The organism is Streptomyces sp. NPDC037242 (assembly GCF_055604165.1).
In genome coordinates this window covers 73,476-98,483 of record NZ_JBVJUY010000001.1, presented here as the reverse complement: position 1 = coordinate 98,483, position 25,008 = coordinate 73,476, and the positions used below count along the sequence as shown (strand labels likewise).

The following is a 25,008-nucleotide window of genomic DNA, read 5'->3' as shown; positions in this document are numbered from 1 at the left end:
CAGGCACGGGGGTCGCTCTGCGGGAGGGCGACGGGGGCCTTACTTCAGGCCGAGGGTGGCGCAGGCGGCCGCGTACTTGTCGGTGCAGATCTCGTCGGCCGTGTAGACGCCGTCCTTGATGACGGTGTCCTTGATGTTGTTCTTGGTGAGCGAGACGACCGGGATCAGCACGGCCGGGACGCCCTTGGCGCTGCCGCTGTCGACGGTGGAGGTGCCGACAGGCTTCTCACCCTTGGCGAGGGCGACGGCCATCTTCGCGGCGGCCTCGGCCTCGGGGGCGTACGGCTTGTAGACGCTCATGAACTGCTCGCCCGCCACGATCCGCTGCACACCGGCGAGTTCGGCGTCCTGGCCGGTGACCGGGGGCAGGGGGTTCAGACCGCCGGCCTTGAGGGCGGTGATGATGCCGCCGGCCATGCCGTCGTTGGCCGAGTAGACGCCGATGATCTTGTCCTTGCCGAGCGCCGCGATCGCGCCGGCCATGTTCGTGTTGGCGTTCTCGGGCTTCCACTCGACGGTGTCGTACTCCTTGCCGATGTTCACCTTGCCGTCGAGGACGGAGTGCGCTCCGGCCTTGAAGAGCTTGGCGTTCGGGTCGGTGACCGAACCGTTCATCATGACGATCTGGCCGTCCTTGGCCTTGTCGCCGAGCGCCTCCAGGAGCGCCTTGCCCTGGACCTTGCCGACCTCTTCGTTGTCGAAGGAGGTGTAGGCGTCGATCGGGCCCTCGGCCAGGCGGTCGTAGGCGACGACCGGGATGCCGGCCTCCTTCGCCTTCTTGACCGAGCCGGCGATGGCCTTGGCGTCCACGGCGTCGACGATCAGGACGTTCACCTTGTTGGTGATCATCGTGTCGACCTGGGAGTTCTGCGTGGTCGCGTCCTGCTTGGCGTTGGCGTAGACCACCTCGGCCTTGCCGCCGGTGAGTTCGGCGATCTTCTTCTCGATGAGCGGCTTGTCGAACTTCTCGTAGCGCGCGGTCTGGTTCTCCGGCAGGAGCAGACCGATCTTGATCGCGTCACCCTTGGCGGCGCCGGAGTCCTTCGTCTTGTCTCCGGCCTCCTTCGCGCTGCCACAGGCAGCGAGCGAAACGGCCATGGTGCCGGCGGCAACGGCTACGGCGGCTCTACGCATACGCGTGTTCATTACTTGAACCTCCCTGACGAGGCCGCAACACTGCGGCCGAGGTGGATGTGAGTCAACCCCGGCCGCAATCTTGGCGTCAAGGAGTGAATCCTTAACGAGATGACAACGGTGCCATCCGTTATCTAACTGAAGACAAGACGGCTGGAGCTCGCACCCCACTACTATTTTCCGCCAAAAGGGTCGAATCGCCCATCTCGCTGAGTACGAGGGCCAGCGCGCCCAGCACCTCGGCGCGGCCGCCCAACGACCCCGTCAGCACCGACAACTGCCGGGCCGCGCTGGGAATCGCGTACCTCCCCACGGATTCACGGATCGGAGCCAGTACGAGTTCACCGGCGTCGGCGAGCGAGCCCCCGAGCACCACCCTGCTCGGGTTCAGGAGATTGCACAGGCTGGCCACTCCGCTGCCGATGTGGCGGCCCACGTCCGTGATGACGCGGCGGCAGCCCGGGTCCCCCTCACGGGCCAGCTCGACCACCCGCTCCATCGTCAACTCCGGTCCGTGGCTGCCCTGGAGGAGCGGCAGTACGTAGCGGGCGGCGGCGAACGTCTCCAGGCAGCCGCGGTTGCCGCAGCGGCAGACCGGGCCGGACTCGTCCAGCGTGATGTGCCCGATCTCGCCCGCGGTTCCGCCGGGTCCGCGGTAGATCTGGCCATTGATCACCAGCCCGGCGCCGACGCCGCTGGCGACCTTGATGTAGGCGAGGTCTTTCACTCCCCGCCCGCTCCCCCATACGAGTTCACCGAGCGCCCCGAGGTTCGCGTCGTTGTCCACGTACACGGGCACGCCCAGGCGCTGCGAGAGCTCCTGGCGGGGGTTGATCCCGGCCCAGCCAGGCAGGATCGCGGTGGATCCGAGGGTTCCGGACTCCACGTCGATCGGTCCCGGCACGCCGAGCCCGACGCCGATGACCTTCTCCAGGCCCACTCCGATGGACGCGATCAGCCGGCCGACCAGGGCCTCGGCCCGGTCGAAGCCGTCCGTCCAGGAGGCGTCCACGTCCAGCGGCTCGGACTCCTCGGCGAGGACCTGGTGGGCCAGGTTCCCGACGGCCACCCGCAGGTGGGTGTGGCCGAAGTCGACGCCGATGACGATGCCGGCGTCACCGCTGAGCGAGACGCTGCGCGCCCGCCGGCCGCCGGCCGAGGTGTCCGTGACCTCGACGGTCCCGGCCTCCTTGAGCTCCCGGACGATGTTCGAGACCGTGGCCGCCGACAGTCCGGTGGTACGGGCGATCTCCGCCTGGGTCAGCGAACCCGCGAGCCGCACCGCACGTACGACCCGTTCGAGGTTCGCGCGGTGCAGCGAGGACTGCGATCCGGGAGTCTGCACGACTCATCCACTCCTGCCCATAAGCGACGGCCAGCCGTCGCCCCCCGGCCGGGCCGTCGCGGCTGTGTGCTCCGAGACCCCGGCGTCTCTCCAACTTGTGAACCTTAAGTCGAGCCTTTGCTCATCGCGACGTCAAGGGGCTGACGCCGAGCGAATCGGACGTACCGGCCAAAAGGAGGAGAGAAAGGCCCCAGAGATCGTGCTACGGTCGCTGAGGCGCCGATCCTCTGCGGCCTCTTCCGGCCGGACCGGGCGCCTTTCAATGACCGCGCTACGCAAGGAGGTGTTCGGGATGAGTCCCGATCGAAGTCCTTGCAGCGCTCTCGTCGGCTGACCAGCTCAGACCCGTTCTGACCGGCTGACCCTTTCTTCGAGTGTGCGCCCGGCCGCGGCCCTCCGCCGCCGCGACGCTTCCTGCATTCATCTTCGCAACCCCTTCCGCGGGCCTCCCGGCCCTTTCGCCGGGCCCGCGTCATCCATGCCCATCGGCGTCCCGCGGCCCCTTCGTGCCGCCGCGCGCCGACCCATGATCACTCCACGTGACCGTGCGGCTCCGTGCTGCCCGGACGCCGTGGAGGGAGGTATTCGTCATGACCATGCTCACCCCTCGTACCCCCACCAAGCTCGCACCGCCGGGCCGGAGCCGCCGCGAGCGCAAGGCCGCCGAGCTGGAGTCCCGTACCCGGCTCGTCGGCGAGCGCCTCACCGCGATCAGCGCCCGCCCGGGCGTCCAGGTCCTTCAGGACGTGGACACCTCGCGCACCGGCCTCACCCACACCGAGGCCGCCCTGCGCCTGGAGCGGCACGGCGCCAACGTCGTCGCCCAGGAGCGCGCGCCGCTCTGGTTCGTCCAGCTGGCGAAGGCCTTCTGGAACCCCTTCATCGCCGTCCTGGTCTTCCTGGCCGCGATCATGTACTGGCAGGACCCCGAGGACCCGGGCGTCGTCATCCTCTCCGTGATGGTGGGGGTCAGCGGACTGCTGCGCTTCTGGCAGGAGTTCCGCTCGGGTCGCGCCGCCGACGCGCTGAAGCAGCTCGTCACCACCACCTGCGCGGTGCAGCGCCGGGCCGGCAGCGGCTCGGGCCCGACCACCTTCGAGGTGCCCATGGACCAGGTGGTCCCGGGCGACCTGGTCAAGCTGGCGGCCGGCGACCTGATCCCGGCCGACCTGCGGCTGATCACCTCCAAGGACCTGATGGTCAGCCAGGCCGCGCTGTCCGGCGAGTCCCTTCCGGTCGCCAAGGCCGACACCCGGTCCGAGGACCTGGGCCAGCAGGAGACCACCGACCCGGTCGAGGCCGACAACCTCTGCCTGATGGGGACTTCGGTCACCTCCGGCACCGCCACCGGAGTCGTCGTCGCCACCGGCGCCGGCACCTACTTCGGCTCGATGGCCGGCTCGCTGGTCGGCGAGCGCCCGCAGACCAACTTCGACACCGGCGTGCGCAAGGTCAGCTTCCTGCTGATCCGCTTCATGCTGGTCATGGTCCCGATCGTCTTCATGATCAACGGCCTGACCAAGGGCGACTGGGACGAGGCCTTCCTCTTCGGTATCGCCGTGGCGGTCGGCCTGACCCCCGAGATGCTGCCGATGGTCGTCTCCGCCAACCTGGCGCGCGGCGCGGTGGCCATGTCCAAGCGCAAGGTCGTCGTCAAGCGGCTCAACGCGATCCAGAACCTGGGCGCGATGGACGTGCTCTGCACCGACAAGACCGGCACCCTCACCGAGGACCGCATCGTCCTGGACCGCTACCTGGACGTGCACGGCAACGAGGACAACGAGGTCCTGGAGTACGGCTACCTCAACTCGCACTTCCAGACCGGCCTGAAGAACCTGATGGACCAGGCGGTCATCGACCGCGTGGGCGAGGCCGAGGAGGTTGTCGTCGACGCACGGTTCTCGATGGTCGACGAGATCCCCTTCGACTTCGCCCGGCGCCGGATGTCCGTGGTCCTCAACCGCAACAGCGTCGTGGGCGGACTCGGCCGCGCCGAGCACGTCATGATCACCAAGGGCGCCGTCGAAGAGGTCCTGGACCTCTGCACGCACATGACGGACCGCGGCAGGAAGGTCGAGCTGACCGAACAGCTGCGCTGGCACGTCACCCGCATCGCCGAGGACAACAACCGGCAGGGCCTGCGCGTCCTGGCCGTCGCCACCCGCACCATCCCCAGCCCGCGCGAGACCTACACCGTCGCCGACGAGGACCAGCTGACCCTGGTCGGCTTCCTCGCCTTCCTCGACCCGCCGAAGGCCGACGCGGCCGCGGCCCTCCAGGGCCTCGCCGACAAGGGCATCGCGGTGAAGGTGGTCACCGGCGACAACGAGCTCGTCGCCGCCCGGGTCTGCGCCGACGTCGGCATCGAGGTGGGCCACGTGGTCCCCGGCTCCGAGATCGACGACCTCGACGACCCGGCGCTGCGCGCGCTGGCCGCCCGTACGACGGTCTTCGCCAAGGTCAACCCCGTCCAGAAGGCCCGGATCGTACGGGCCCTGCAGGCGGACGGGCACACCGTCGGCTTCCTCGGGGACGGCATCAACGACGCGGCGGCGCTGCGCGACGCCGACGTCGGCATCTCGGTCGACACCGCCGTCGACATCGCCAAGGAGTCCGCCGACATCATCCTGCTGGAGAAGGACCTGACCGTCCTGGAGCAGGGCGTCGTCCAGGGCCGGACCACCTTCGGCAACACGATCAAGTACATCAAGATGACGGCGTCGTCGAACTTCGGCAATGTCTTCTCGGTGCTGGTGGCGAGCGCGTTCATCCCCTTCCAGCCGATGCTCGCGATCATGCTGCTCGTACAGAACCTGGTCTACGACATCTCCCAGCTGGCCACGCCGTGGGACCGGATGGACGAGGAGTACCTGCGCAAGCCGCGCAACTGGGACGCCAAGGGCATCTTCCGCTTCATGGTGACCATCGGCCCCGTCAGCTCCATCTTCGACATCTCGATGTTCCTGATCATGTGGAACGTCTTCGGCGCCAACACCGAGGCCGGCGCCTCGCTCTTCCAGTCCGGCTGGTTCATCGAGGGCCTGCTCTCGCAGACCCTGATCGTCCACATGATCCGTACCCGCAAGATCCCCTTCATCCAGTCGCGGGCCTCCTGGCCGGTGATGGTGATGACCGTCCTCGCGGTGCTGACCGGGCTCTACCTGCCCTTCTCGCCGCTCGCGTCCTCGCTGGGCTTCGTGGCCCTGCCGGCGAGCTACTTCCCGTGGCTGATCGGCGTACTGCTCGCTTACTGCACGCTCACGCAGTTCGTGAAGACCTGGTACATCCGCAAGTTCAACACCTGGCTCTGAAAGACGAGGAAAGGAGAGAGGCCGATGCTGCTCAGCGAATGGGAGATGGCCGGACACCTGGCCGCCGCGCTCGGATTCGGAGCGGCGATCGGCCTGGAACGGCAGTGGCGCGCCCGGATGGCGGGACTGCGTACGAACGCACTGGTGGCGGGCGGCGCGGCGCTGTTCGTGCTGCTCTCGCAGTACGGGTTCCTGAGCGCGGCCTCGGAGGTGAGCTACGACGGCTCGCGGGTCGCGGCGCAGATCGTCTCCGGGATCGGTTTCCTCGGCGCCGGGGTGATCATGCGGGACGGGCTGAGCGTGCGGGGCCTGAACACGGCTGCCACCCTGTGGTGTTCGGCGGCCGTGGGCTGCCTGGCCGGCGTGGGCCTGTTCGTACTGGCCGCCTTCGGCACGGCGGGCGTGGTGGGGGCCAACCTCCTGCTGCGCCCGCTGGGCCGGCGCCTGGACCGCGAGCCGCGCGGCGGGGCCGAGGTGGCCACCGACTTCCACTTCGAGGCGGTGTGCCTGGAGGCGGAGGAGGCCCACATCCGCCACCGGCTGGTCGACGCGCTGGGCCGGCCCGGCTACCAGCTGCGCTCGATCCGCAGCCAGGACGGCCCCAAGGACGGCCTGGTGACGGTGTCGGCCCTGCTGACCGCCGAGGGGCAGGGGGGCCGGGCGCTGGAGGAAGCGGTCAGCAACCTCTCGCTCGACCCCTCGGTCTCGGCGGTCAGCTGGTCGGTCGTCCCCGACTCCACGGGGTGACCTCGGGCCGGCGGGGCCTCGGGCTACTTGAGGGTGGCCGAGGTCAGTCCGGCCTGGATCTGGCGCTGGAAGGACAGGTAGACCACCAGCATCGGGATCATCGCGATGGTGACGCCGGCGAACAGCACCGGCAGGTCCGTCTCGTAGCCCATCTGGTACTGGAGTTGGATGAGGCCCTGGGTGAGCATGTACCGCTCGGGGTCGGATCCCGTCTGCGGCTGCATCAGTACGGACGGCAGGATGTACTGGTTCCACTGGCCCAGCATGTTGAATATCCCGACGCTGATCAGGCCGGGCTTGGCCATCGGCAGCATCACCTGGAAGAAGATCCGGGTGTGCGAGGCCCCGTCGATCACCGCCGCCTCGTGCACGGCCGTCGGCAGAGTGCGGAAGAAGGAGTGCATGAAGAAGACGGTGAAGGGCATCGAGTAGGCCACGTACACGAGGATCAGGCCCTGGTACGAGTTGAGCATGTCCAGCCGCTTCACCATGAAGAACAGCGGGACGAGCGCCAGGAAGACGGGGAACATCGCCCCGCTGACGAAGAAGTAGTAGATCAGCCGGTTGCCCCTGAAGGGGTAGCGGGCCAGTACGTAGGCGGCCATCGAGCCGAGCAGCATGGTCAGGGGTACCGAGAACGCCATCACGATCACCGTGTTGGCGAAGTAGTCTCCGATGCCCTTGCTCCAGGCCCGGCCGAAGGCGTCGAACTCCCAGTGGGACGGCCAGCTCAGGGCCGAGCCGCCGATCTGCGCGTCGGTCTTGAAGGAGCCGAGCACCAGCCAGATCAGGGGCAGGACGATCAGTATCCCCCACACGGCGAGGAAGCCGTGGGAGAAGACGTTGAGGGCCATGCCGTCGGAGCCGCCCTTGCTCCGGCCGCCGGCCCGACCGGTGCCGGCGGTGCGCTCTGCGGCCGCCTCGCCCGGTGCTTTGATCACTGTGGTCATCGTGGTCTCCCGCTCAGAACTCGACGCGCTCGCGGCGGGTGGCACGCAGCGTGATGACGGAGAGGATCAGGGTGAGGAGGAGCATGACGACCCCCATGGCGCAGGCGTAGCCCGCCTTGCCGAAGTGGAGGAAGTTGCGCATCAGCACCGTCGCCATGACCTCGCTGTGGTGGTCGGGTCCGCCGCCGAACTGGCCCGAGGTCATGGTCGACACGAGGACGAACATGTCCATCGCGGCGATGCCCAGGTAGACCGCGGAGGTCTGCACAGAATCCCACAGCAGGGGCAGCGTGACCTTGAAGAAGGTCTGGGCGCGCCCCGCGCCGTCGAGCAGCGCGGCTTCGTAGATGTCCTTGGGGACCGACTGCATGGCCGCCGAGAAGAGGACGAGGTAGAAGCCGACCCCGTGCCAGACGACGACCAGGAGCAGGCACCACAGGACGAACTTGGGCTCGTTGAGCCATTCGACGGGGTGCTGTGGGTCGACCAGGCCCAGCTTCATGAGGAAGCCGTTGAGCAGGCCTCCCTGGTCACTGCGGTACACGGCGCCGAAGAGCACCGCGAGGATCGCGAGGGAGAGCACCTGCGGGAAGAAGTAAACGATTTTGTAGAACGCCGATCCCCGGACCCCCTGGACGCCGCCGGCCCCGCTGCGCCCGCCGGCGTTCAGCATGAAGGCGAAGAACAGGGAGATCAGGATGGTGACCGCGGGGACGAACACCAGGAGCAGCAGGTTGTGCAGCAGTGCGCCTCGGAAGACCTCGTCCTTCATCAGGGCCGAGTAGTTGTCCAGGCCGACGAAGTCGAATGTCGGTGACTGGCCGGTCCAGTTGGTGAAGGAATAGCCGAACGTCTGAATGTACGGCCAGATGACAAAGGTCAGGTACAGCGCGAGGGGCAGGAAGAGGAAGCCGGCGATGAAGCCGCCCCGTCCCTTGCTGTTGGCTACTTGGCTCATGGTGTCCGTCCCTGGTGTTGCCCGGTGACCGGTGGACGCTGCGTCAGCTGCGCTTGTTGTTCTTGGCGTTCGGGTCCTGGGTCGCCTTGTTTACCGCAGCCTGGGCCCGCTTGATCCATTCCTTGGGCTGGATGCGCTTGGCCATCAGCTCATTGGACGCGTTCTGGATCTCCGTGTCCATCTCGCTGTACCAGTCCGGGTAACGGTAGTTGAAGGTGTTGTCCCCCGCCGCCTTGAGGGCCGCGACCGCGGACTTGGTGCCGGGCCGCAGCTGCACGGCCGGGTCCACGCCGTCCTTGACGACGGTCAGCGAGTTGGCTTCCTTGGCGAAGATCGTCGACCATTCGCGCGACAGCATCGAACGGATGAACTCCAGGCCGCCGGCCTTGTTCGCGGCCTTCTCCGGGACGATGAAGGGCTCGCCTGCGCCGGCCCGGATGGCGTCGAAGGGCAGCTTGCTGCCGGCCAGGACGGGCATCGGCAGGAACTGCATGTCGAAGTCGTCCGGGGTCTGCTTGAGCTGCTCGTTCTCCAGCCAGGAGCCGGAGGTGATGAAGGCGGCCTTGTACTGGTTCCACTGGGTCTGGGACTCGGTGTGGGTCAGGCCGTTGGTGCCCGGCATCAGGAGGTTCTTCTCGACGATCTCGTAGACCGCCTCGACCGCCTCCAGGGCGACCGGGTTGTTCTCGAAGGCGTTCGGTTCGAGGTTGTCGATCGCCTTCACGGAATCCAGGCCGCCCTTCTTGGCGATCAGGTCCATGATGGCGACGTTGATGTAGTACGGGTACTTGCCCTGGTGGGCGAGACCGCCGATGCCGGCGTCCTTGGCCTTCGTGCAGACGGCGAGGAACTCGTCCCAGGTCTTCGGCGGGGTCCAGCCCTTCTCCTTGAAGAGCTTGCCGGAGTACCACAGGCCCCAGACGGTGTAGACGTAGTTCAGCGAGACGAACTTGCCGCCCTGCGTGCCGCCCTCGATGGTGCCGGCGATCAGCATGTCCCGCACCTTCTTGGTGGGGTCGTCGAGCGAGGGCGCGTCGAGCACCGCGGTGAGGTCGGCGAGCTGGTTGCCCTTCACGAGGACGTCCAGCTTGATCTGCTGGGCGCCGGAGTCGTCGACGACGTCCGGCGGGTTGCCGCCGTTGAAGCGCGGCTGGAGCTTGGAGGTGATCTCCTGGGTGGCGAGGTGGGAGGAGGTGGTGCCCCACTTCTTGTCGAAGGCGGCCTCCCACGCCTTGGCGTACTCGTCGCCGTAGCCGCCCTTGAAGACGACCACGTCGAGCTTGCTGCCCTTCGCCACGCCGAAGGGGTTCTCCTTGCTGATCGCCGCGCCGGAGGGGGCGTCCTTGGGCTTCTCCTCACCGCCGGAGGCGCAGGCGGACAGGAAGCTCATCGTCGGCACGGTGATAAGTCCGAGTGCTGCGGAACGCTTGATCAGATCGCGGCGGCCGAGGCCCTCACCAGTGGATCCCATGCTCATGTCCTCGCCTTCGTCAGGAGTGTGAAGGAGGCTGGAAACCACGGCAGTTGCCGTTCATACGGGCATCGCCGCAGGTCCCTGCCGTCCCCCGGTCCGTGGCCGCTCGTAGCGCGGCGGTCCGGACGGGCACAGGTATAGTCCACTTCCGGTCGGCTGAGCAAGATCGTGCACAAGGATCACGCCAGCTTTTCCGAGTTGAGACCTGTCCGTCATCTGAAACCGCGACCACGAAAAGCGGAAGGGCCGTACCCCCTTAACGGGGATACGGCCCTTTGGTGCCGATTCGCCTAAGCGTTTGAGTGCTTGGCCAGTGCTCAGCCGCGGATGAGGTTGCGGAGCACGTACTGCATGATGCCGCCGTTGCGGTAGTAGTCCGCCTCACCCGGCGTGTCGATGCGGACGACCGCGTCGAACTCCACGCCGGTGTCGGTGGTCACCTTCACCGTGCGCGGGGTGGTGCCGTTGTTCAGCTCCTCCACACCGGTGAAGGCGAAGGTCTCCTCGCCGGTGAGGCCCAGGGTGGCCGCCGTGGCGCCCTCGGGGAACTGCAGGGGCAGGACGCCCATGCCGATCAGGTTGGAGCGGTGGATGCGCTCGTAGGACTCGGCGATGACGGCCTTGACGCCGAGCAGCGCGGTGCCCTTGGCGGCCCAGTCGCGGGACGAGCCAGAGCCGTACTCCTTGCCCGCCAGGATGACCAGCGGGATGCCGGCGGCCTGGTAGTTCTGCGAGGCGTCGTAGATGAAGGCGACCGGCGCACCGTCGACGGTGAAGTCGCGGGTGAAGCCACCCTCGGTGCCCGGCGCGATCTGGTTGCGCAGGCGGATGTTGGCGAACGTACCGCGGATCATGACCTCGTGGTTGCCGCGGCGGGAACCGTACGAGTTGAAGTCGCGGCGCTCGACGCCGTGCTCGGTGAGGTACTTGCCGGCCGGGGTGTCGGCCTTGATCGCACCGGCCGGGGAGATGTGGTCGGTGGTGACCGAGTCGCCCAGCTTCGCCAGCACGCGCGCGCCGGCGATGTCGGAGACCGGGGAGGTCTCCATCGTCATGCCCTCGAAGTAAGGGGGCTTGCGCACGTAGGTGGACTGCGGGTCCCACTCGAAGGTGTTGCCGGTCGGGATCGACAGCGCCTGCCACTGGGCGTCGCCCGCGAAGACGTCCTGGTAGGACTTGCTGAACATGTCCTCGCCGATGGCGTTCGCCACGACGTCGTTGACCTCGGCCTCGGAGGGCCAGATGTCCTTGAGGAAGACCGGGTTGCCCTCGGTGTCGATGCCGATGGCGTCCGTTGTGATGTCGACCTTCATGGAGCCCGCGATGGCGTACGCGACGACCAGCGGCGGGGAGGCCAGGTAGTTCATCTTGACGTCGGGGTTGATGCGGCCCTCGAAGTTGCGGTTGCCCGAGAGGACCGAGGTGACCGCGAGGTCGTGCTCGTTGATCGCCTTCGAGATCTCCTCGTCCAGCGGACCGGAGTTGCCGATGCAGGTGGTGCAGCCGTACCCGACGAGGTTGAAGCCCATCTTGTCGAGGTACGGGGTCAGGCCGGCCTTGTCGAAGTAGTCGGTGACGACCTTCGAGCCCGGGGCCAGGGTGGTCTTGACCCACGGCTTGCGGGACAGGCCCTTCTCGACCGCCTTCTTGGCCACGAGCGCCGCGGCGACCATGACGTAGGGGTTCGAGGTGTTGGTGCAGGAGGTGATCGCGGCGACGGTGACGGCGCCGTGGTCGATCTCGAAGGAGGTGCCGTCGGCCAGGGTGACCTGGGTCGGGCGGCTCGGCACGCCGTTGGTGGCGGCCGGGGAGTCGGAGGCCGGGAAGGACTCCTTGCCCGCCTCGTCGTCGTCCTCGACGTAGTTGCGCACGTCCAGCGCGAACTGCTGCGAGGCGTTGGCGAGGATGATGCGGTCCTGCGGGCGCTTCGGGCCGGCGATGGAGGGGACGACCGTGGAGAGGTCGAGCTCCAGCTTCTCGGAGAAGTCCGGCTCGGCGGCCGGGTCCAGCCACAGGCCCTGCTCCTTGGCGTACGCCTCGACGAGCGCGACCTGCTGCGCGTCGCGGCCGGTCAGGCGCAGGTACTTCAGGGTCTCGTCGTCGATCGGGAAGATCGCGGCGGTGGAGCCGAACTCCGGCGACATGTTGCCGATGGTGGCGCGGTTCGCCAGCGAGGTGGCGGCGACGCCCTCACCGTAGAACTCGACGAACTTGCCGACGACGCCGTGCTTGCGGAGCATCTCGGTGATGGTCAGCACGAGGTCGGTGGCGGTGGTGCCGGTCGGCAGCTCGCCGGTCAGCTTGAAGCCGACGACGCGCGGGATCAGCATGGAGACCGGCTGGCCGAGCATCGCGGCCTCGGCCTCGATGCCGCCGACGCCCCAGCCCAGCACGCCCAGGCCGTTGACCATGGTGGTGTGCGAGTCGGTGCCGACGAGGGTGTCGGGGTACGCCTGGCCGTTACGGACCATGACCGTGCGGGCCAGGTGCTCGATGTTGACCTGGTGGACGATGCCGGTGCCCGGGGGGACGACCTTGAAGTCGTCGAAGGCGGTCTGGCCCCAGCGCAGGAACTGGTAGCGCTCCTTGTTGCGGCCGTACTCCAGCTCGACGTTCTGCGCGAAGGCGTCCTTCGTGCCGAACTTGTCGGCGATGACCGAGTGGTCGATGACCATCTCGGCGGGCGAGAGCGGGTTGATCTTCGCCGGGTCGCCGCCGAGGGCCTTCACGGCCTCACGCATGGTGGCGAGGTCCACGACGCAGGGCACACCGGTGAAGTCCTGCATGATCACGCGAGCCGGCGTGAACTGGATCTCCTCGCTGGGCTGGGCCTGCGAGTCCCAGTTGCCGAGCGACCGGATGTGGTCGGCGGTGATGTTCGCGCCGTCCTCGGTGCGGAGCAGGTTCTCCAGCAGGACCTTCAGGCTGTAGGGAAGGCGGGCGGAGCCCTCGACCTTGTCCAGCTTGAAGATCTCGTACGACTCGTCGCCCACCTGCAGCGTGCTGCGGGCGTCGAAGCTGTTCGCCGACACGACAGTCTCCTTCATGCATGAATTCGCGCTTTTACCGCAATCCTGCCGCGAGGCACTCTGGCCAATCCGCTAAGGTGAGGCTAAGTTAGGTAACCCTTACCAGCGGGACGGCTGCGGTACGTCTTGGGCAGATATCTCGATGTCGAGATAACTCTAGTACATCTCCGCGGCCCGGACGAGGTGCGGACCCGTCGGCCCGCCGTCACGGCCTGCCGCCGGGGCCCTCGCGCCCGCCCGCATCCGGCGCGCCGACCGGCGCAAACGGCGCGAACACCGCCCCTCGCCGAGCCCCCGTACGCCCTATGTGCACGCACCCGCGCTCCCTATCCTGCTTCGAAGAGGCCGGGGGGCCGGGATTCCGCATCAGAGGGGCGGCTGTGGCACGTGCGGTGGGGATCGACCTGGGGACGGACCGCTGCGCCGTGTCCGTACTCACCGGGGGCACGGACGGGTACGGCGGCGCTCCGGCGGCCGTCCCCGGCGCCGGGGGTTCCCGCACCACCCCCGCCGTGGTCGCCTTCGCCGCGGACGGCGAGGTCCTGGTCGGCGAGGCCGCCCGGCGCCAGGCCGCCACCAATGCCGCCCGGACCGTCGACGGGGTCCGGCGGCGCCTGGGCACCGACTGGACCCTTCGGATCGACGGGGAGACGTACACCGCGCAGCGGATCGCCGCGCTCCTGCTGGGCCGGCTCAAGGCGGACGCCGAGGCCCACCTCGGCGAGCCGGTGACCGACGCCGTGATCACGGTTCCGGCGGACTTCGGCGAGGCCCAGCGGCAGGCCACCCGGGAGGCCGGGGCGCTCGCGGGCCTCAATGTGCTGCGCGTCCTCAGCGAGCCGGCCGCGGTGGCGCTGGCGAACGGGGTGGCCAGGGCCGGCGCGGACGACACCGTGCTCGTGTTCCGCCTGGGCGGCGGCAGCTTCGACGCGTGCCTGCTGGAGACCGGCCGGGCCGGCGGCGAGCTCGTCGCCGAGATCAAGGCCGGCGCCGGCGACTGCGGCCTGGGCGGCGCCGAGTGGGACCGGGCCCTGGCCGACGGCCTCGCCGCGCGGTTCCGCGAGGCGCACGGGGTCGACCTGTACGGGGACGAGGCGGCGGCGCGGCGGTTGCGCGAGGCGGCCGAGCAGGCGAAGACCGACCTCTCCTCGGTCGCCGAGACCACCGTCAGCCTGCCCTTCATCGCCGGCTCGCCCGACGGGCCGCTGCACCTGGAGGAGCGGCTGACCCGCGCCGAGTTCGAGCAGCTGACCCGCGGCCTGCTGGGGCGCTGCGCCGCCGTGTTCCACGGGGTCGTCAGGGACGCCGGCATCCCGCTGCGTGAGATCGACCACGTCGTGCTGGCCGGCGGCGCGACCCGGATGCCCGCGTTCGTCGAGCTCGTACGCGAGCTGACCGGCGGACTGGAGCCGGGCAGGGCGGCGTACGGGGACGAAGGAGCCGCGGGCGGGGCCGCGATCCAGGCCGCGGTCCTGACGGGGCGGTGCCGGGACGCCCTGCTGCTCGACGCCACCTGCAAGTCGGTGGGCGTGGAGACCGAGGGCGGTGTCATGACGTGCGTCGTCGAGCGCAACAACACCATTCCGGCCAGGCGCACCATGCTCTTCGACCGCACCGGGAGCGGACCCCTGTTCATCAGGGTCCACCAGGGCGAGCACGCCGTGGCCGCGGAGAACGAGCTGCTGGGCACCGTCGAGCTGGCCGGACCGCCGCCCCGCAGCCGCCGGGGCGCCCCGCGGATCGAGGTCACCGTCGACATCGACGGCAATGGACTGATCAACGTCTGGGCCCAGTACTCGGGCAAGGGGCCCAGAGCGCGGATGGCCGCGACCGGCCCGGCGCCGTCGGGGGGCGGCGGCGAGCTGGTCGCGGTGGATCCGCCGACCGGAGCGGACGGCAGCGGGCGGACCGCACCGGGCGCCGGGAGCGCGCGGGTCGGGACGGCGGCCGGGAAAGCGGCCGGGGAGGCGGGGCTCGGCGGGCACACCGCGAGCTACGACACGTCCGTCGCCGTGGCCCCGATGGCCGCGGGCGCCTTCGCCGCGGCCCTCGGGATGCGCTCCCTGGCCGCCCGGGCCGCCGGCCGGGGGCGTACGCAACTGCACTTCTTCGAGCACGGACTGGTCGTCGCGGAGGCCGACGGCGCCACCGCCGCATGCCGCTGGGACGCGCTCTCGGTGTGCCAGAACGTCGTACGGCACTTCTACAACGGGGCGCACACCCACACCACCCACGCGTACCGGCTCACCCGTCCCGACGGCTCGGTCCTGCTGCCCGGCCGGGTGGCGCCGGGCGCGGACCAGTGGGGTCCCGTGCTCCAGGAGGCGGTGACGGCGGCCCAACTGCCCAGGGCGCTGGCCGAGGTCCGGGAGGGCCGGGCGGTGGCCTTCGGCGCGTTCTCCCTGAGCCGGGAGGCGGTGACGGCGCGGGAGCGGACGGCGTCCTGGGACCGGGTCGAGGAGGTCTCCGTCGCGAGCGGCCGGGTCAGGGTCCAGCTCAAGGGGCAGCGGCGGGCGATGGCCCGGGCGCGGGTGAGCGAGATCCCGAACTTCTTCGTCTTCCAGACGCTCGCCGAACACCTGCGCACGTCGGCGGGCGAGCCGTAGCGGGCGCAGAGCAGAGGGGGATGCGCGGGCGTCAGCCGCAGAGGCCGTGGCGGGCCGCCCATGCGCTGACGGCGGCGGCGATCTCTTCTGGCCGGTCCTCCGGGCACAGGTGGCCGGCGGCGCCGCAGTACTCGGTCTCCAGCGCCGAGATGTTCTCCCGGCACCAGGCGGTCAGCTCGGGCCCGACCATCAGCGTGGGCGAGCCGTCGAAGGTGAGCAGCAGCTTGGGCACGTCGGGACTGGCCGCCAGCCATGCGTCGTAGCCCTCGACCCGCGCGACCACGTCGGCGGGTTCGCCGCCGAGCGGCATCGAGCGGGCCCACTGGAGCATCGGCAGCCGGCTCTCGCGGGTGGGGTAGGGGGCGGCGTAGACGGCCCGGTCGGATGCCGCCATGGGGGTCAGGACCGTCCGGTGGATACCGTCCTCGATGAAGGCGTTGCGGTCCAGGACCATCTCCTCCCCCGTGCCCGGGGTGCGCATCGCCTCGAACCGGGCGCGGGCGGCAGCCGGGTACTCCTCCCAGGTCATCGGCCGCAGGATCGTTTCCATGAAGGCGATGCCGCGGACCCGTCCCGGGTGCCGGGCAGCCCGGTCAAGGGCGAGCGCCCCGCCCCAGTCCTGGCCGACGAGGACGGCCTGCTCCAGGCCGAGGGCGTCGAACCAGGCGTCCAGGTAGCGGGCGTGGTCCTCGAAGCGGTACGCGCCGCCGGGCTTGCCGGAGCGGCCCATGCCGATGAGGTCCGGAGCGAGTACGCGGACCCGGCCCTGTGCGGCGCCCTCGATCCGGGGTAGTACGCCGCGCCAGAGGTGGGAGGAGGTGGGATTGCCGTGCAGGAAGACGTACGGGGTGCCGGTGGCGCCCGCGCCGAGCTCCTCGTAGTGCACCGTCGAGTCGAGTACGCCGATCGTGGGCATGGAAGGCCCCTTCCCGAATAATCGTTTGCGACACTAACGTTAGTGCCACGAACGAAATTATATCGTTAGTGCCACCAACGCAAGGGGTAGACTCCGCGCATGATCACGGAAGAGGGCCAAGTCGTTCCGGCGCGGCTGCGGGAGCTGCCGAGCCGACTGCTGAGCCAGGCCTCGACGCACGCCCAACGGCTGGTGGCCGAGGGACTGAACGGGGCAGATGCCCGCAAATGGCATTACGCGGCCCTGGTCGCCCTGGAGGAGTTCGGACCCGCGAGCCAGGCCGAACTGAGCGGCCGCACCGACATCCACCGCAGCGACCTGGTCGCGGTCATCAACGAACTCGCCGAGCGCGAGCTGGTCGAGCGGACCCCCGACCCCGGCGACCGGCGGCGCAACGTCATCACCCTCACACCGCTCGGCCGGCGCAGACTGCGCAGGCTGGAACAACTCCTCGCCTCGGCCCAGGAGGAGCTCCTGTCCCCTTTGTCCCCACCCGAGCGCGAGCAGCTCGTCCGACTCCTGGGCCGCCTCGTCGAGCACCATGCGCACGCGGACCCCACCATGGGAACTGACGGCAGGTAACACCCGTACGCCACACCCCGCGCGAGCAGAATCTCATATCTGAGATACGGTGCAGCCATGGCAGACGACTACCTCGTACGCATCGGCAAGCTCATCCGTGACGCCCGGCAACACCGGGGCTGGACACAGAGCCAGCTCGCCGATGCGCTCGGCACCAGCCAGAGCGCCGTGAACCGGATCGAACGCGGCAACCAGAACATCAGCCTTGAGATGATCGCCCGGATCGGCGAAGCCCTCGACAGCGAGATCGTCTCCCTCGGCTACGCCGGTCCGATGCACCTGCGCGTCGTCGGCGGGCGCCGGCTGTCCGGTGCGATCGACGTCAAGACGAGCAAGAACGCGTGTGTCGCGCTGCTGTGCGCCACCCTCCTCAACAAGGGCCGTACCGTGCTCCGGCGCGTGGCCCGCATCGAGGAGGTCTACCGCCTCCTGGAGGTCCTGAACTCCATCGGCGTCCGCACCCGCTGGATCAACGAGGGCGTGGACCTGGAGATCGTCCCGCCGGCCCGTCTCGACATGGACGCCATCGACGCGGACGCCGCGCGCCGCACCCGCAGCATCATCATGTTCCTGGGCCCCCTGCTGCACCGGATGGACCGCTTCCGGCTGCCGTACGCGGGCGGCTGCGACCTCGGCACCCGCACCATCGAGCCGCACATGATCGCCCTGCGCCGCTTCGGCCTGGACATCACCGCGACCGAGGGCATCTACCACGCGCAGGTCGAGGCGGGGGTCTCCCCCGACCGTCCGATCGTGCTGACCGAGCGCGGGGACACGGTCACCGAGAACGCGCTGCTGGCCGCCGCGCGGCACGACGGCGTCACCGTCATCCGCAACGCCTCCTCCAACTACATGGTCCAGGACCTGTGCTTCTTCCTGGAGGCGCTGGGCGTCGAGGTCGAGGGCGTCGGCACCACCACGCTGACCGTGCACGGCGTCCCGAACATCGACGTGGACGTGGACTACTCCCCCTCCGAGGACCCGGTCGAGGCGATGAGCCTGCTCGCCGCCGCGGTGGTCACGGAGTCCGAGCTGACGATCCGCCGGGTGCCGATCGAGTTCATGGAGATCGAGCTCGCGGTCCTGGAGGAGATGGGCCTCGACCACGACCGCTCGGCGGAGTACACCGCCGACAACGGCCGCACCCGCCTGGTGGACCTCACGGTCCGCCCGTCGAAGCTCGAAGCGCCGATCGACAAGATCCACCCGATGCCCTTCCCCGGGCTGAACATCGACAACGTCCCGTTCTTCGCGGCCATCGCCGCCGTCGCCCAGGGCCAGACCCTGATCCACGACTGGGTGTACGACAACCGGGCCATCTACCTGACCGACCTCAACCGCCTCGGCGGCCGCCTCCAGCTCCTGGACCCCCACCGCGTCCTGGTCGAAGGCCCCACCCGCTGGCGCGCGGCGGAAATGATGTGCCCCCCGGCCCTGCGCCCGGCGGTGGTCGTCCTCCTCGCGATGATGGCGGCCGAGGGCACCTCGGTCCTGCGCAACGTCTACGTCATCAACCGCGGCTACGAGGAACTGGCAGAACGCCTCAACTCGGTGGGCGCCCAGATCGAGATCTTCCGCGACATCTAGCCCGCCGGGCAGACCGGAGATACGACGAAGCCCCCGCCAGGAGAGCCTGGCGGGGGCTTTCGTGGTAGTGGCGTGGATCACGGGCCGGGTTTTGGGTTCGGGGGTTGCCGGGGGGCGGGGGCGCGTAGGCTGCGGCGGTTGTGCGTCGGGGTTGAATTCGGGGGTATCGATGTTCCACCGCAGGGGTTTTGCCGTCGCCGCCGTTACGGGCGTTGTCGTGCTGCTCGGAGCCGGGTGCGAGGGCGGCACGGCGAAGGCGGGTTCGGGCAAGGCAGTTCCCAACCCCGCCCCGAGCGCGGCCGGCCCGTCCCCGCAGGCGGCCATGCCCTCGCTGATCGGGCAGCGGTCCGGCGCCGCCGAGGCCGCCCTGAAGCCGCTGGTCACCACGCCCGTCGAGGTGCGCGCCGCGTACAGCGACGTCACGCTGGTCGCCAACCACTCCCTGTGGGAGGTCTGCTTCCAGACCCCCGCGGCCGGTAGCCCGCTCACCCCGACCACCGCCGTCGAGCTGTCCGTGACCGCGCCCGGCACCCCCTGCCCGGCGCAGGCCGGCGCCGCTCTGCACCCCTCCAAGGCCCCCAGCCGTACACCGGCGCCGAAGTCGACGCCCACCCCCGCGCCCGGCGGCAAGGGCGGCACCACCATGGGCGGCACCACGGGCGGCGGAGGGTCGGTCACGTACAAGAGCTGCGCCGAGGCGAAGGCCGCGGGCGCCGCCCCCATCCGCCGCGGCCAGCCCGGCTACAGCAAGAACCTCGACCGCGACAATGACGGCATCGCCTGCGACAAGTGACCCGGAACCGGGCTGTTTTGGCCTGATCCAGTGGTCGTTCCCGACCGCGCAGCCGGCGGCCCGGCAGAATCGCAGCGTTCGTACAGCGTCGAGGGGGCGGCATGGCAGTGCAGACAGACACAGGCATCGGTACGGAGATTCCCGAGCTCGCGGGGGTACCGCTGCTCGGTTCCCTGTTCGACTTGAGAACGAACTCGCTCGGCACCTATCTGCGTGCCATGCACGAGCACGGTGACATCGTCCGGATCAGCGCGGGCCCGCCCGGCCTGCGCGCCGAGCTCCACTGCGTCTTCTCGGCGGAGGGCGCCCAGCAGGTCCTGGCATCGGAATCGGCCAACTTCCGCAAGGACAACCCCTTCTACCAGGAGATCCGGGACTCCTTCGGCAACGGCCTGCTGACCAGCCAGGACGAGGACTACCTGCGTCAACGGCGGCTGGTCCAGCCGCTGTTCACCAAGCGCCGGGTGGACGGGTACGCGGACGCCGTCGCCGCCGAGACCGAGACCACGGTCAACGCCTGGGGCGACGCGCTGGACGGGGTCGTCGACGTCTCCGCCGAGATGATGCACCTCGCCCTGCGCGCGGTCACGCGCATCCTCTTCGGCACCGACGTGGAGGCCGCCGTCGACGTCGTCGACCGGTGCTTTCCGGTCATCACGGAGTACGCGCTGCGCCGCGGCTACTCGCCCGCCAACATCCCGCGCACCTGGCCCACCCCGGGCAACCGGCGGGCGGCCGCCGCGATGGACGAGCTGTACGCGGTCTGCGACAAGATCATCGCCGAGCGCCGCAGCGGCGCCGACGGGGCGGGAGGGGCAGGCGGCGCCACCGGTTCCGGCGAGGACCTGCTGAGCCTGCTCGCCGCCGCGACGGGCACGGAGGACGGGGAGTTCGACGCCACCGAGCTGCGCGAGCAGGTGCTGATCTTCCTGCTCGCCGGGCACGAGACGACCGCCACCTCCCTCGCGTTCTCCCTGCACCTGCTGGCCCGCCACCCCGAGCTGCAGACCCGGGCCCGCGAGGAGGTCTCCCGCGTCCTGGGCGACCGTGCCCCGCAGGCCTCCGACCTGGACCGGCTCCCGTACCTCACGCAGGTGCTCAAGGAGGCCATGCGGCTCTACCCGGCGGCCCCGGTCATAGGGCGACAGGCCGTCGCCGCCTGCGAGATCGGCGGCCACACCGTGCCCGCCGGAGCGACCGTGATACTCGCCCCGTGGGTGACGCACCGCCACCCCCGCTACTGGCCGGACCCGGAGCGCTTCGACCCCGAGCGCTTCACCCCGGAGGCGGAGGCGGCGCGGCCGCGCTACGCCTGGTTCCCCTTCGGCGGGGGGCCGCGCGCCTGCATCGGGCAGCACTTCTCGATGCTGGAGTCGGTGATCGCACTGGCGATGATCCTGCGCGCCTACGAGTTCGAGGCCGTGGACACCGAGGTACCCGTGAGCGCCGGCATCACCCTGCAGACCGACGGCCCCGCGCGCTGCCGGATCCGCCGCGTGGAGCCGTAGCAACGGACGCTACGGCCCGGCGCCCTGGCCCTTGCCCGGGCCCTCGCCCGGGACCGCCGGTCCGGCCGGCGCCGGTCCGGCCGGCGCCGGGGTGTGGTTGCCCTGGAGGCGTTCGATGTCCGAGGGGCGGACCTGGATCGCGAACACCGCGATCACCGCCCCGGCCAGGGTGAACAGCGCCGCCGCCACGAAGGACGCGGCCACGCCCGAGGTGAGCACCTGGTCGGCCCAGGGCTTCGGGAGCTGCCCGGTCCGTTCGAAGAAGGCCCTCTGCTCAAGGTTGGCCGTACCGAGGAAGGACGGCACCTGGTCCTTGGCCTCGTTGCGGCTGGCCGTGCCGAAGACCGTCACGAGGATCGACAGGCCGAGCGATCCGCCCACCTGCTGCATCGAGTTGAGCAGTCCGGATGCCGCGCCGGACTCCCGGTCGGAGACGTCGGACAGGGCCATCAGCGTCAGCGATACGAACTGCAGGCCCATGCCGGTGCTGAACACCAGCATGGGGCCGAGGATGCTGCCCAGGTACGTGGAGTGGATGTCGGTCTGCGTCAGCCAGGCCAGGCCGGCCGCGCAGAACAGCGCGCCGCTGACCATGAAGGGCTTGGGCCCGAACTTGGGCAGCAGTTGCGAGGTGACCCCGGCCGCCACCGCGATCATGGCGCTGACCGGCAGGAAGGCGAGGCCCGCCCGCAGCGGGCTGAAGCCGAGCACGTTCTGCACGAAGAGCGTCAGGAAGAAGAACATGCCGAAGATCGCGCAGGCGAGCATCAGCATGATCCCGTACGTCCCGGCCCGGTTGCGGTCCGCGAACATGTGGAGCGGCGTGATCGGCTGGGGCGAGCGACGCTCGTTGATGACGAACAGCGTCAGCAGGATGGCGGCGGCCGCGAACGACCCGAGCGTGAATCCGTCGCGCCAGCCCTCCTGGGACGCGCGGATGAAGCCGTAGACCAGCGCGACCATGCCCGTCGTGGACAGCAGCGCGCCCGCGAGGTCGAAGTGTCCGGGGTGGCGTTCGGATTCCTTGAGGACCCGCGCGGCCAGCAGGGCGATCACCAGGGCGATGGGGACGTTGACGAAGAGCACCCAGCGCCAGTCGAGCCACTCGACGAGGAGGCCGCCGGCGAGGAGCCCGATCGCACCGCCGCCGGCCGAGACTCCGGCGAACACGCCGAACGCGCGGTTGCGGGCCGGGCCTTCGCGGAAGGTGGTGGTGATCAGCGCGAGCGAGGTCGGTGAGGCGATGGCGCCGCCGACGCCCTGGAGGGCCCGGGCGGCCATCAACTGGCCCGCGTTCTGGGCGAGTCCGCCGAGCAGGGAGGCCAGCCCGAAGAGCAGGACGCCGAAGATGAACACCTTCCGCCGGCCGAGGATGTCGCCTGCGCGGCCACCGAGGAGCAGCAGTCCGCCGAAGGTGAGGGTGTAGGCGTTGACGACCCAGGAGAGGCTCTCGGTGGAGAAGCCGAGTGCGGTCTGGATGTGCGGGAGCGCGATGTTCACGATGGTGATGTCGAGAACGACCATGAGTTGGCAGGAGGCGATGACGAACAGGGCAAGCCCGTTTCCGCCCCCTCGGACCTTGCCGTCGGTCCCGTTGCTGCTCGGCAGTGCGTTCGGGTCCACCTAGTCGACGCTATGCCCGCCCCTCTGGGGTCACCACTCGAACGGCCTAGGCCATGTGATATTTCACATGACACACTGACGCCATGGACGACTACCTCAGGCTCTCCGCCGACACGGCCCGGTTCACCTACGGCGCACCGCGCGCCTTCGCCTTCGGCGACGACGGCCGACTCCTCTGGTTCCTCCGTTCCACGGGTCCCACCGACGCCTTCGAAAGCCTCTGGGTCCTGAATACCGCCACCGGCGCCGAGTCCCGGCTTGCCGACCCCCGCGAGCTGTGCCCCGAGCCCGGCGAGCTGCCCGTCGCCGAGCGCCGGCTGCGCGAGCGGATCCGCCTCGTCGCCGCCGGGATCGGCTCGTACGCGCTCTCCGGCGACGGCCGCCGCGCCGTCTTCGCGCTGTACGGGCGCCTGTACGGGGTCTCCTGCGACGGGGCCGGGCAGCCCGGCGCGGCGCCCGAGGAGATCCCGGCCGCCGGGCCCGCCTTCGACCCGCGACCGAGCGCCGACGGCTCCCGCACCGCGTACGTCACGGCCGACGCCCTGCACACCGCCCCCGGCGGCCGGATCAGCCCCGACGACGGGGCCCGCTGGGGCGTGGCCGAGTTCGCCGCCGCCGAGGAGCTGAACCGGGCGCGCGGCTACTGGTGGTCCCCCGACGGGCAGAGCCTGCTGGCCGCCCGGGTCGACGAGAGCGCGCTCCAGCGGCGCTGGTTCGCCGACCCGGCGCGACCCGAACTCCCGGCCGAGGACTTCGCGTACCCCGAGGCGGGCGGGCCCAACGCCGACGTACAGCTGTGGGTGCTCGGCCCGGACGGGTCCCGCGTACGGGTCGACTGGGACGCCGTCGCCTACCCGTACGTCTCCGACGCGGGCTGGGAATCGGCCGAAGAGATCCTGGTGACCGTGCAGGACCGGCTCCAGCAGACCGTCCTGCTGCTCAGCGGCGACCCCGCCACCGGGCGGACCCGGGAACTGTCCCGCACCACGCACGCCCAGTGGGTCGACCCCCTCGTCCCGGGCACCCCGGCGCGGCTGCCCGACGGGCGGATGCTCACCTCCGCCGACACCCCCGGCCAGGGCGCCCGCGCCCTCGCCGTGGACGGCCGGCTGCTCACCCGGGAGGGGATCCAGGTCCGCCGCGTGGCCGGGGTCCACGAGGGCCGGCTGCTGATCGAGGCCGGGCTGCGCGACCCCGCCGAGCAGCAAGTGCTGCTGCTCGACCCCAAGTCCGGGGAGCTCCACCCGCTCGCCGACGGGCCCGGGGTGCACACCGTTGCCGCCTCGGCCGGGACCCTGCTGCTGACCGCCGCCGACGCCGACGGGATCCGGCGCACCGTACGGCGCGCCGACGGGCAGGAGTTCACCCCCGCCGACCTGTCACAGCCGTTCCCCTACCGGGTGGTTCCGGTGCTGGAGCGGGTCACCGAGCACGGCCTGCCCACCGCGCTCGTGCTGCCCCGCGGCCACGTCCCCGGCCGGCGGCTCCCGGTCCTGGTCGACTGCTACGGCGGACCCGGCTACCAGGACGTCAGCCTCGAACCCCGCCGCTGGCAGGCCAAGCAGTGGTGGGCCGACCAGGGCTTCGCGGTGGTGACCGTCGACAACCGCGGCACCCCGTACGTCTCCCCCGCCTTCACGCACGCCATGTACCGCGGCTTCTCCGAGGTCACCCTGAACGACCAGGTCGCCGCCCTGCAGGCGCTCGGCGCCCGCCACCCGGACCTCGACCTCGGCCGTGTCGGGGTGCGCGGCTGGTCGTACGGCGGCTACCTCTCCGCGCTGGCGGTGCTGCGCCGCCCGGACGTCTACCACGCGGCGGCCGCGGGGGCCGCGCCGACCGACTTCCGGCGGTACGACACGGCGTACACCGAGCGGTACCTGGGCCTGCCGCAGGACAACCCGGAGGTCTACGAGCGGGACTCGCTGATCCCGGACGCCCCGAAGCTGACCCGGCCGCTGCTGCTCGTCACCGGGCTGGCCGACGACAACGTCCACCCCTCCCACACCCTGCGCCTCTCCCAGGCGCTCACCGACGCGGGCCGCCCGCACCAGCTGCTGGCCCTGCCCGGGGTCACCCACATGACCCCGGGCGGCACCCGGGAAAAGGTGATGGCCCAGGAACTGGAGTTCTTCCGCCGCGAACTGCGCCCCTGACCGGACGCGAACACGAACGAGGGCCCCGGAGGCGCTGCGGCAGCGGCCGCTCGGTCAGGCAGACCTCCTGCGGACGGCAAGGGGGGTGCGGCGGCCGGCCGGGAGCACTTCGGCGAACCGGACCTGCACACCGGCGTCCGGCCGAAGCTCGTCGGTCTCCGCGACCGACGAGCCGTCCGGTCCGTGCCGCATCGGCTTCTGCGGCGTCGCGGTCGCGGTGTCGCAGACGACGCGAGGACGGCGAAGGGCCCCGGAGGCGTCATCGGCTCCGAGGCCCTCCCTTCCCATG

17 protein-coding genes are annotated in these 25,008 nt (G+C 70.1%); 8 read left to right on the top strand and 9 right to left on the bottom strand.

Features of this window, described 5'->3' with window-relative positions; genetic code table 11:
- Positions 1-39: 39 nt before the first annotated feature.
- Positions 40-1,146, bottom strand: a complete 1,107-nt coding sequence (locus ACZ7GJ_RS00390) for a sugar ABC transporter substrate-binding protein (protein ID WP_470747913.1) — start codon at positions 1,144-1,146, stop codon at positions 40-42.
- Between the two features lie 118 nt (positions 1,147-1,264).
- Entirely contained in the window at positions 1,265-2,479 is a 1,215-nt protein-coding gene (locus tag ACZ7GJ_RS00385) for an ROK family transcriptional regulator (protein ID WP_470747911.1), read from the bottom strand.
- Positions 2,480-3,069: 590 nt separating this feature from the next.
- Here ACZ7GJ_RS00385 and mgtA point away from each other — a divergent pair.
- Both mgtA and ACZ7GJ_RS00375 read left to right on the top strand, forming a co-directional pair.
- A complete protein-coding gene (gene mgtA, locus ACZ7GJ_RS00380; protein WP_470747909.1) occupies positions 3,070-5,790 on the top strand; it encodes a magnesium-translocating P-type ATPase in 2,721 nt (906 codons plus the stop codon).
- A gap of 24 nt (positions 5,791-5,814) precedes the next feature.
- Positions 5,815-6,537: an MgtC/SapB family protein gene (locus tag ACZ7GJ_RS00375; protein ID WP_470747907.1), complete on the top strand. Its 723-nt coding sequence runs from the start codon at positions 5,815-5,817 to the stop codon at positions 6,535-6,537.
- A 23-nt stretch (positions 6,538-6,560) separates the two neighbouring features.
- On the opposite strand, the gene ACZ7GJ_RS00370 is transcribed toward ACZ7GJ_RS00375, so the two are convergent.
- The 4 genes from ACZ7GJ_RS00370 to acnA all read right to left on the bottom strand — a co-directional run bounded on the left by ACZ7GJ_RS00370 (position 6,561) and on the right by acnA (position 12,951).
- A complete protein-coding gene (locus ACZ7GJ_RS00370) occupies positions 6,561-7,487 on the bottom strand; it encodes a carbohydrate ABC transporter permease (RefSeq protein ID WP_470747905.1) in 927 nt (308 codons plus the stop codon).
- Positions 7,488-7,500: 13 nt separating this feature from the next.
- Positions 7,501-8,445 carry a carbohydrate ABC transporter permease gene (locus ACZ7GJ_RS00365; RefSeq protein WP_470747903.1) on the bottom strand — a complete coding sequence of 315 codons (945 nt, stop codon included), beginning with the start codon at positions 8,443-8,445 and terminating at the stop codon, positions 7,501-7,503.
- Positions 8,446-8,488: 43 nt separating this feature from the next.
- Positions 8,489-9,916 carry an N-acetylglucosamine/diacetylchitobiose ABC transporter substrate-binding protein gene (ngcE, locus tag ACZ7GJ_RS00360; RefSeq protein ID WP_470748702.1) on the bottom strand — a complete coding sequence of 476 codons (1,428 nt, stop codon included), beginning with the start codon at positions 9,914-9,916 and terminating at the stop codon, positions 8,489-8,491.
- Between the two features lie 320 nt (positions 9,917-10,236).
- Complete coding sequence (acnA, locus tag ACZ7GJ_RS00355; RefSeq protein ID WP_470747902.1) at positions 10,237-12,951, bottom strand: aconitate hydratase AcnA; 2,715 nt, start codon at positions 12,949-12,951, stop codon at positions 10,237-10,239.
- A 377-nt stretch (positions 12,952-13,328) separates the two neighbouring features.
- On the opposite strand from acnA, the gene ACZ7GJ_RS00350 reads away from it, so the two are divergent.
- Positions 13,329-15,554: a DUF6585 family protein gene (locus ACZ7GJ_RS00350; protein WP_470747900.1), complete on the top strand. Its 2,226-nt coding sequence runs from the start codon at positions 13,329-13,331 to the stop codon at positions 15,552-15,554.
- Positions 15,555-15,585: 31 nt separating this feature from the next.
- On the opposite strand, the gene ACZ7GJ_RS00345 is transcribed toward ACZ7GJ_RS00350, so the two are convergent.
- Positions 15,586-16,470, bottom strand: coding sequence for a haloalkane dehalogenase (locus ACZ7GJ_RS00345; protein WP_470747898.1), 885 nt, complete (start codon positions 16,468-16,470; stop codon positions 15,586-15,588).
- 99 nt (positions 16,471-16,569) lie between these two features.
- Here ACZ7GJ_RS00345 and ACZ7GJ_RS00340 point away from each other — a divergent pair, with 99 nt between their 5' ends.
- From ACZ7GJ_RS00340 to ACZ7GJ_RS00325, 4 genes are all read left to right on the top strand, one after another.
- Positions 16,570-17,052, top strand: a complete 483-nt coding sequence (locus ACZ7GJ_RS00340) for a MarR family winged helix-turn-helix transcriptional regulator (protein WP_470747896.1) — start codon at positions 16,570-16,572, stop codon at positions 17,050-17,052.
- Positions 17,053-17,109: 57 nt separating this feature from the next.
- A complete protein-coding gene (locus tag ACZ7GJ_RS00335) occupies positions 17,110-18,639 on the top strand; it encodes a helix-turn-helix domain-containing protein (protein WP_470747894.1) in 1,530 nt (509 codons plus the stop codon).
- Between the two features lie 169 nt (positions 18,640-18,808).
- A complete protein-coding gene (locus tag ACZ7GJ_RS00330; protein ID WP_470747892.1) occupies positions 18,809-19,432 on the top strand; it encodes an excalibur calcium-binding domain-containing protein in 624 nt (207 codons plus the stop codon).
- A gap of 101 nt (positions 19,433-19,533) precedes the next feature.
- Positions 19,534-20,940, top strand: coding sequence for a cytochrome P450 (locus ACZ7GJ_RS00325; RefSeq protein WP_470747890.1), 1,407 nt, complete (start codon positions 19,534-19,536; stop codon positions 20,938-20,940).
- Between the two features lie 9 nt (positions 20,941-20,949).
- Here the strand turns inward: ACZ7GJ_RS00325 and ACZ7GJ_RS00320 are convergent, their stop codons facing one another.
- A complete protein-coding gene (locus tag ACZ7GJ_RS00320) occupies positions 20,950-22,563 on the bottom strand; it encodes an MFS transporter (protein ID WP_470747888.1) in 1,614 nt (537 codons plus the stop codon).
- Between the two features lie 83 nt (positions 22,564-22,646).
- On the opposite strand from ACZ7GJ_RS00320, the gene ACZ7GJ_RS00315 reads away from it, so the two are divergent.
- A complete protein-coding gene (locus ACZ7GJ_RS00315) occupies positions 22,647-24,719 on the top strand; it encodes a S9 family peptidase (RefSeq protein WP_470747886.1) in 2,073 nt (690 codons plus the stop codon).
- Positions 24,720-24,773: 54 nt separating this feature from the next.
- Here ACZ7GJ_RS00315 and ACZ7GJ_RS00310 read toward each other — a convergent pair whose 3' ends face one another.
- The gene (locus ACZ7GJ_RS00310; RefSeq protein WP_470747885.1) at positions 24,774-25,007 is read right to left on the bottom strand and encodes a hypothetical protein; all 234 of its coding nucleotides are present in this window, start codon (positions 25,005-25,007) and stop codon (positions 24,774-24,776) included.
- Position 25,008: the final 1 nt, after the last annotated feature.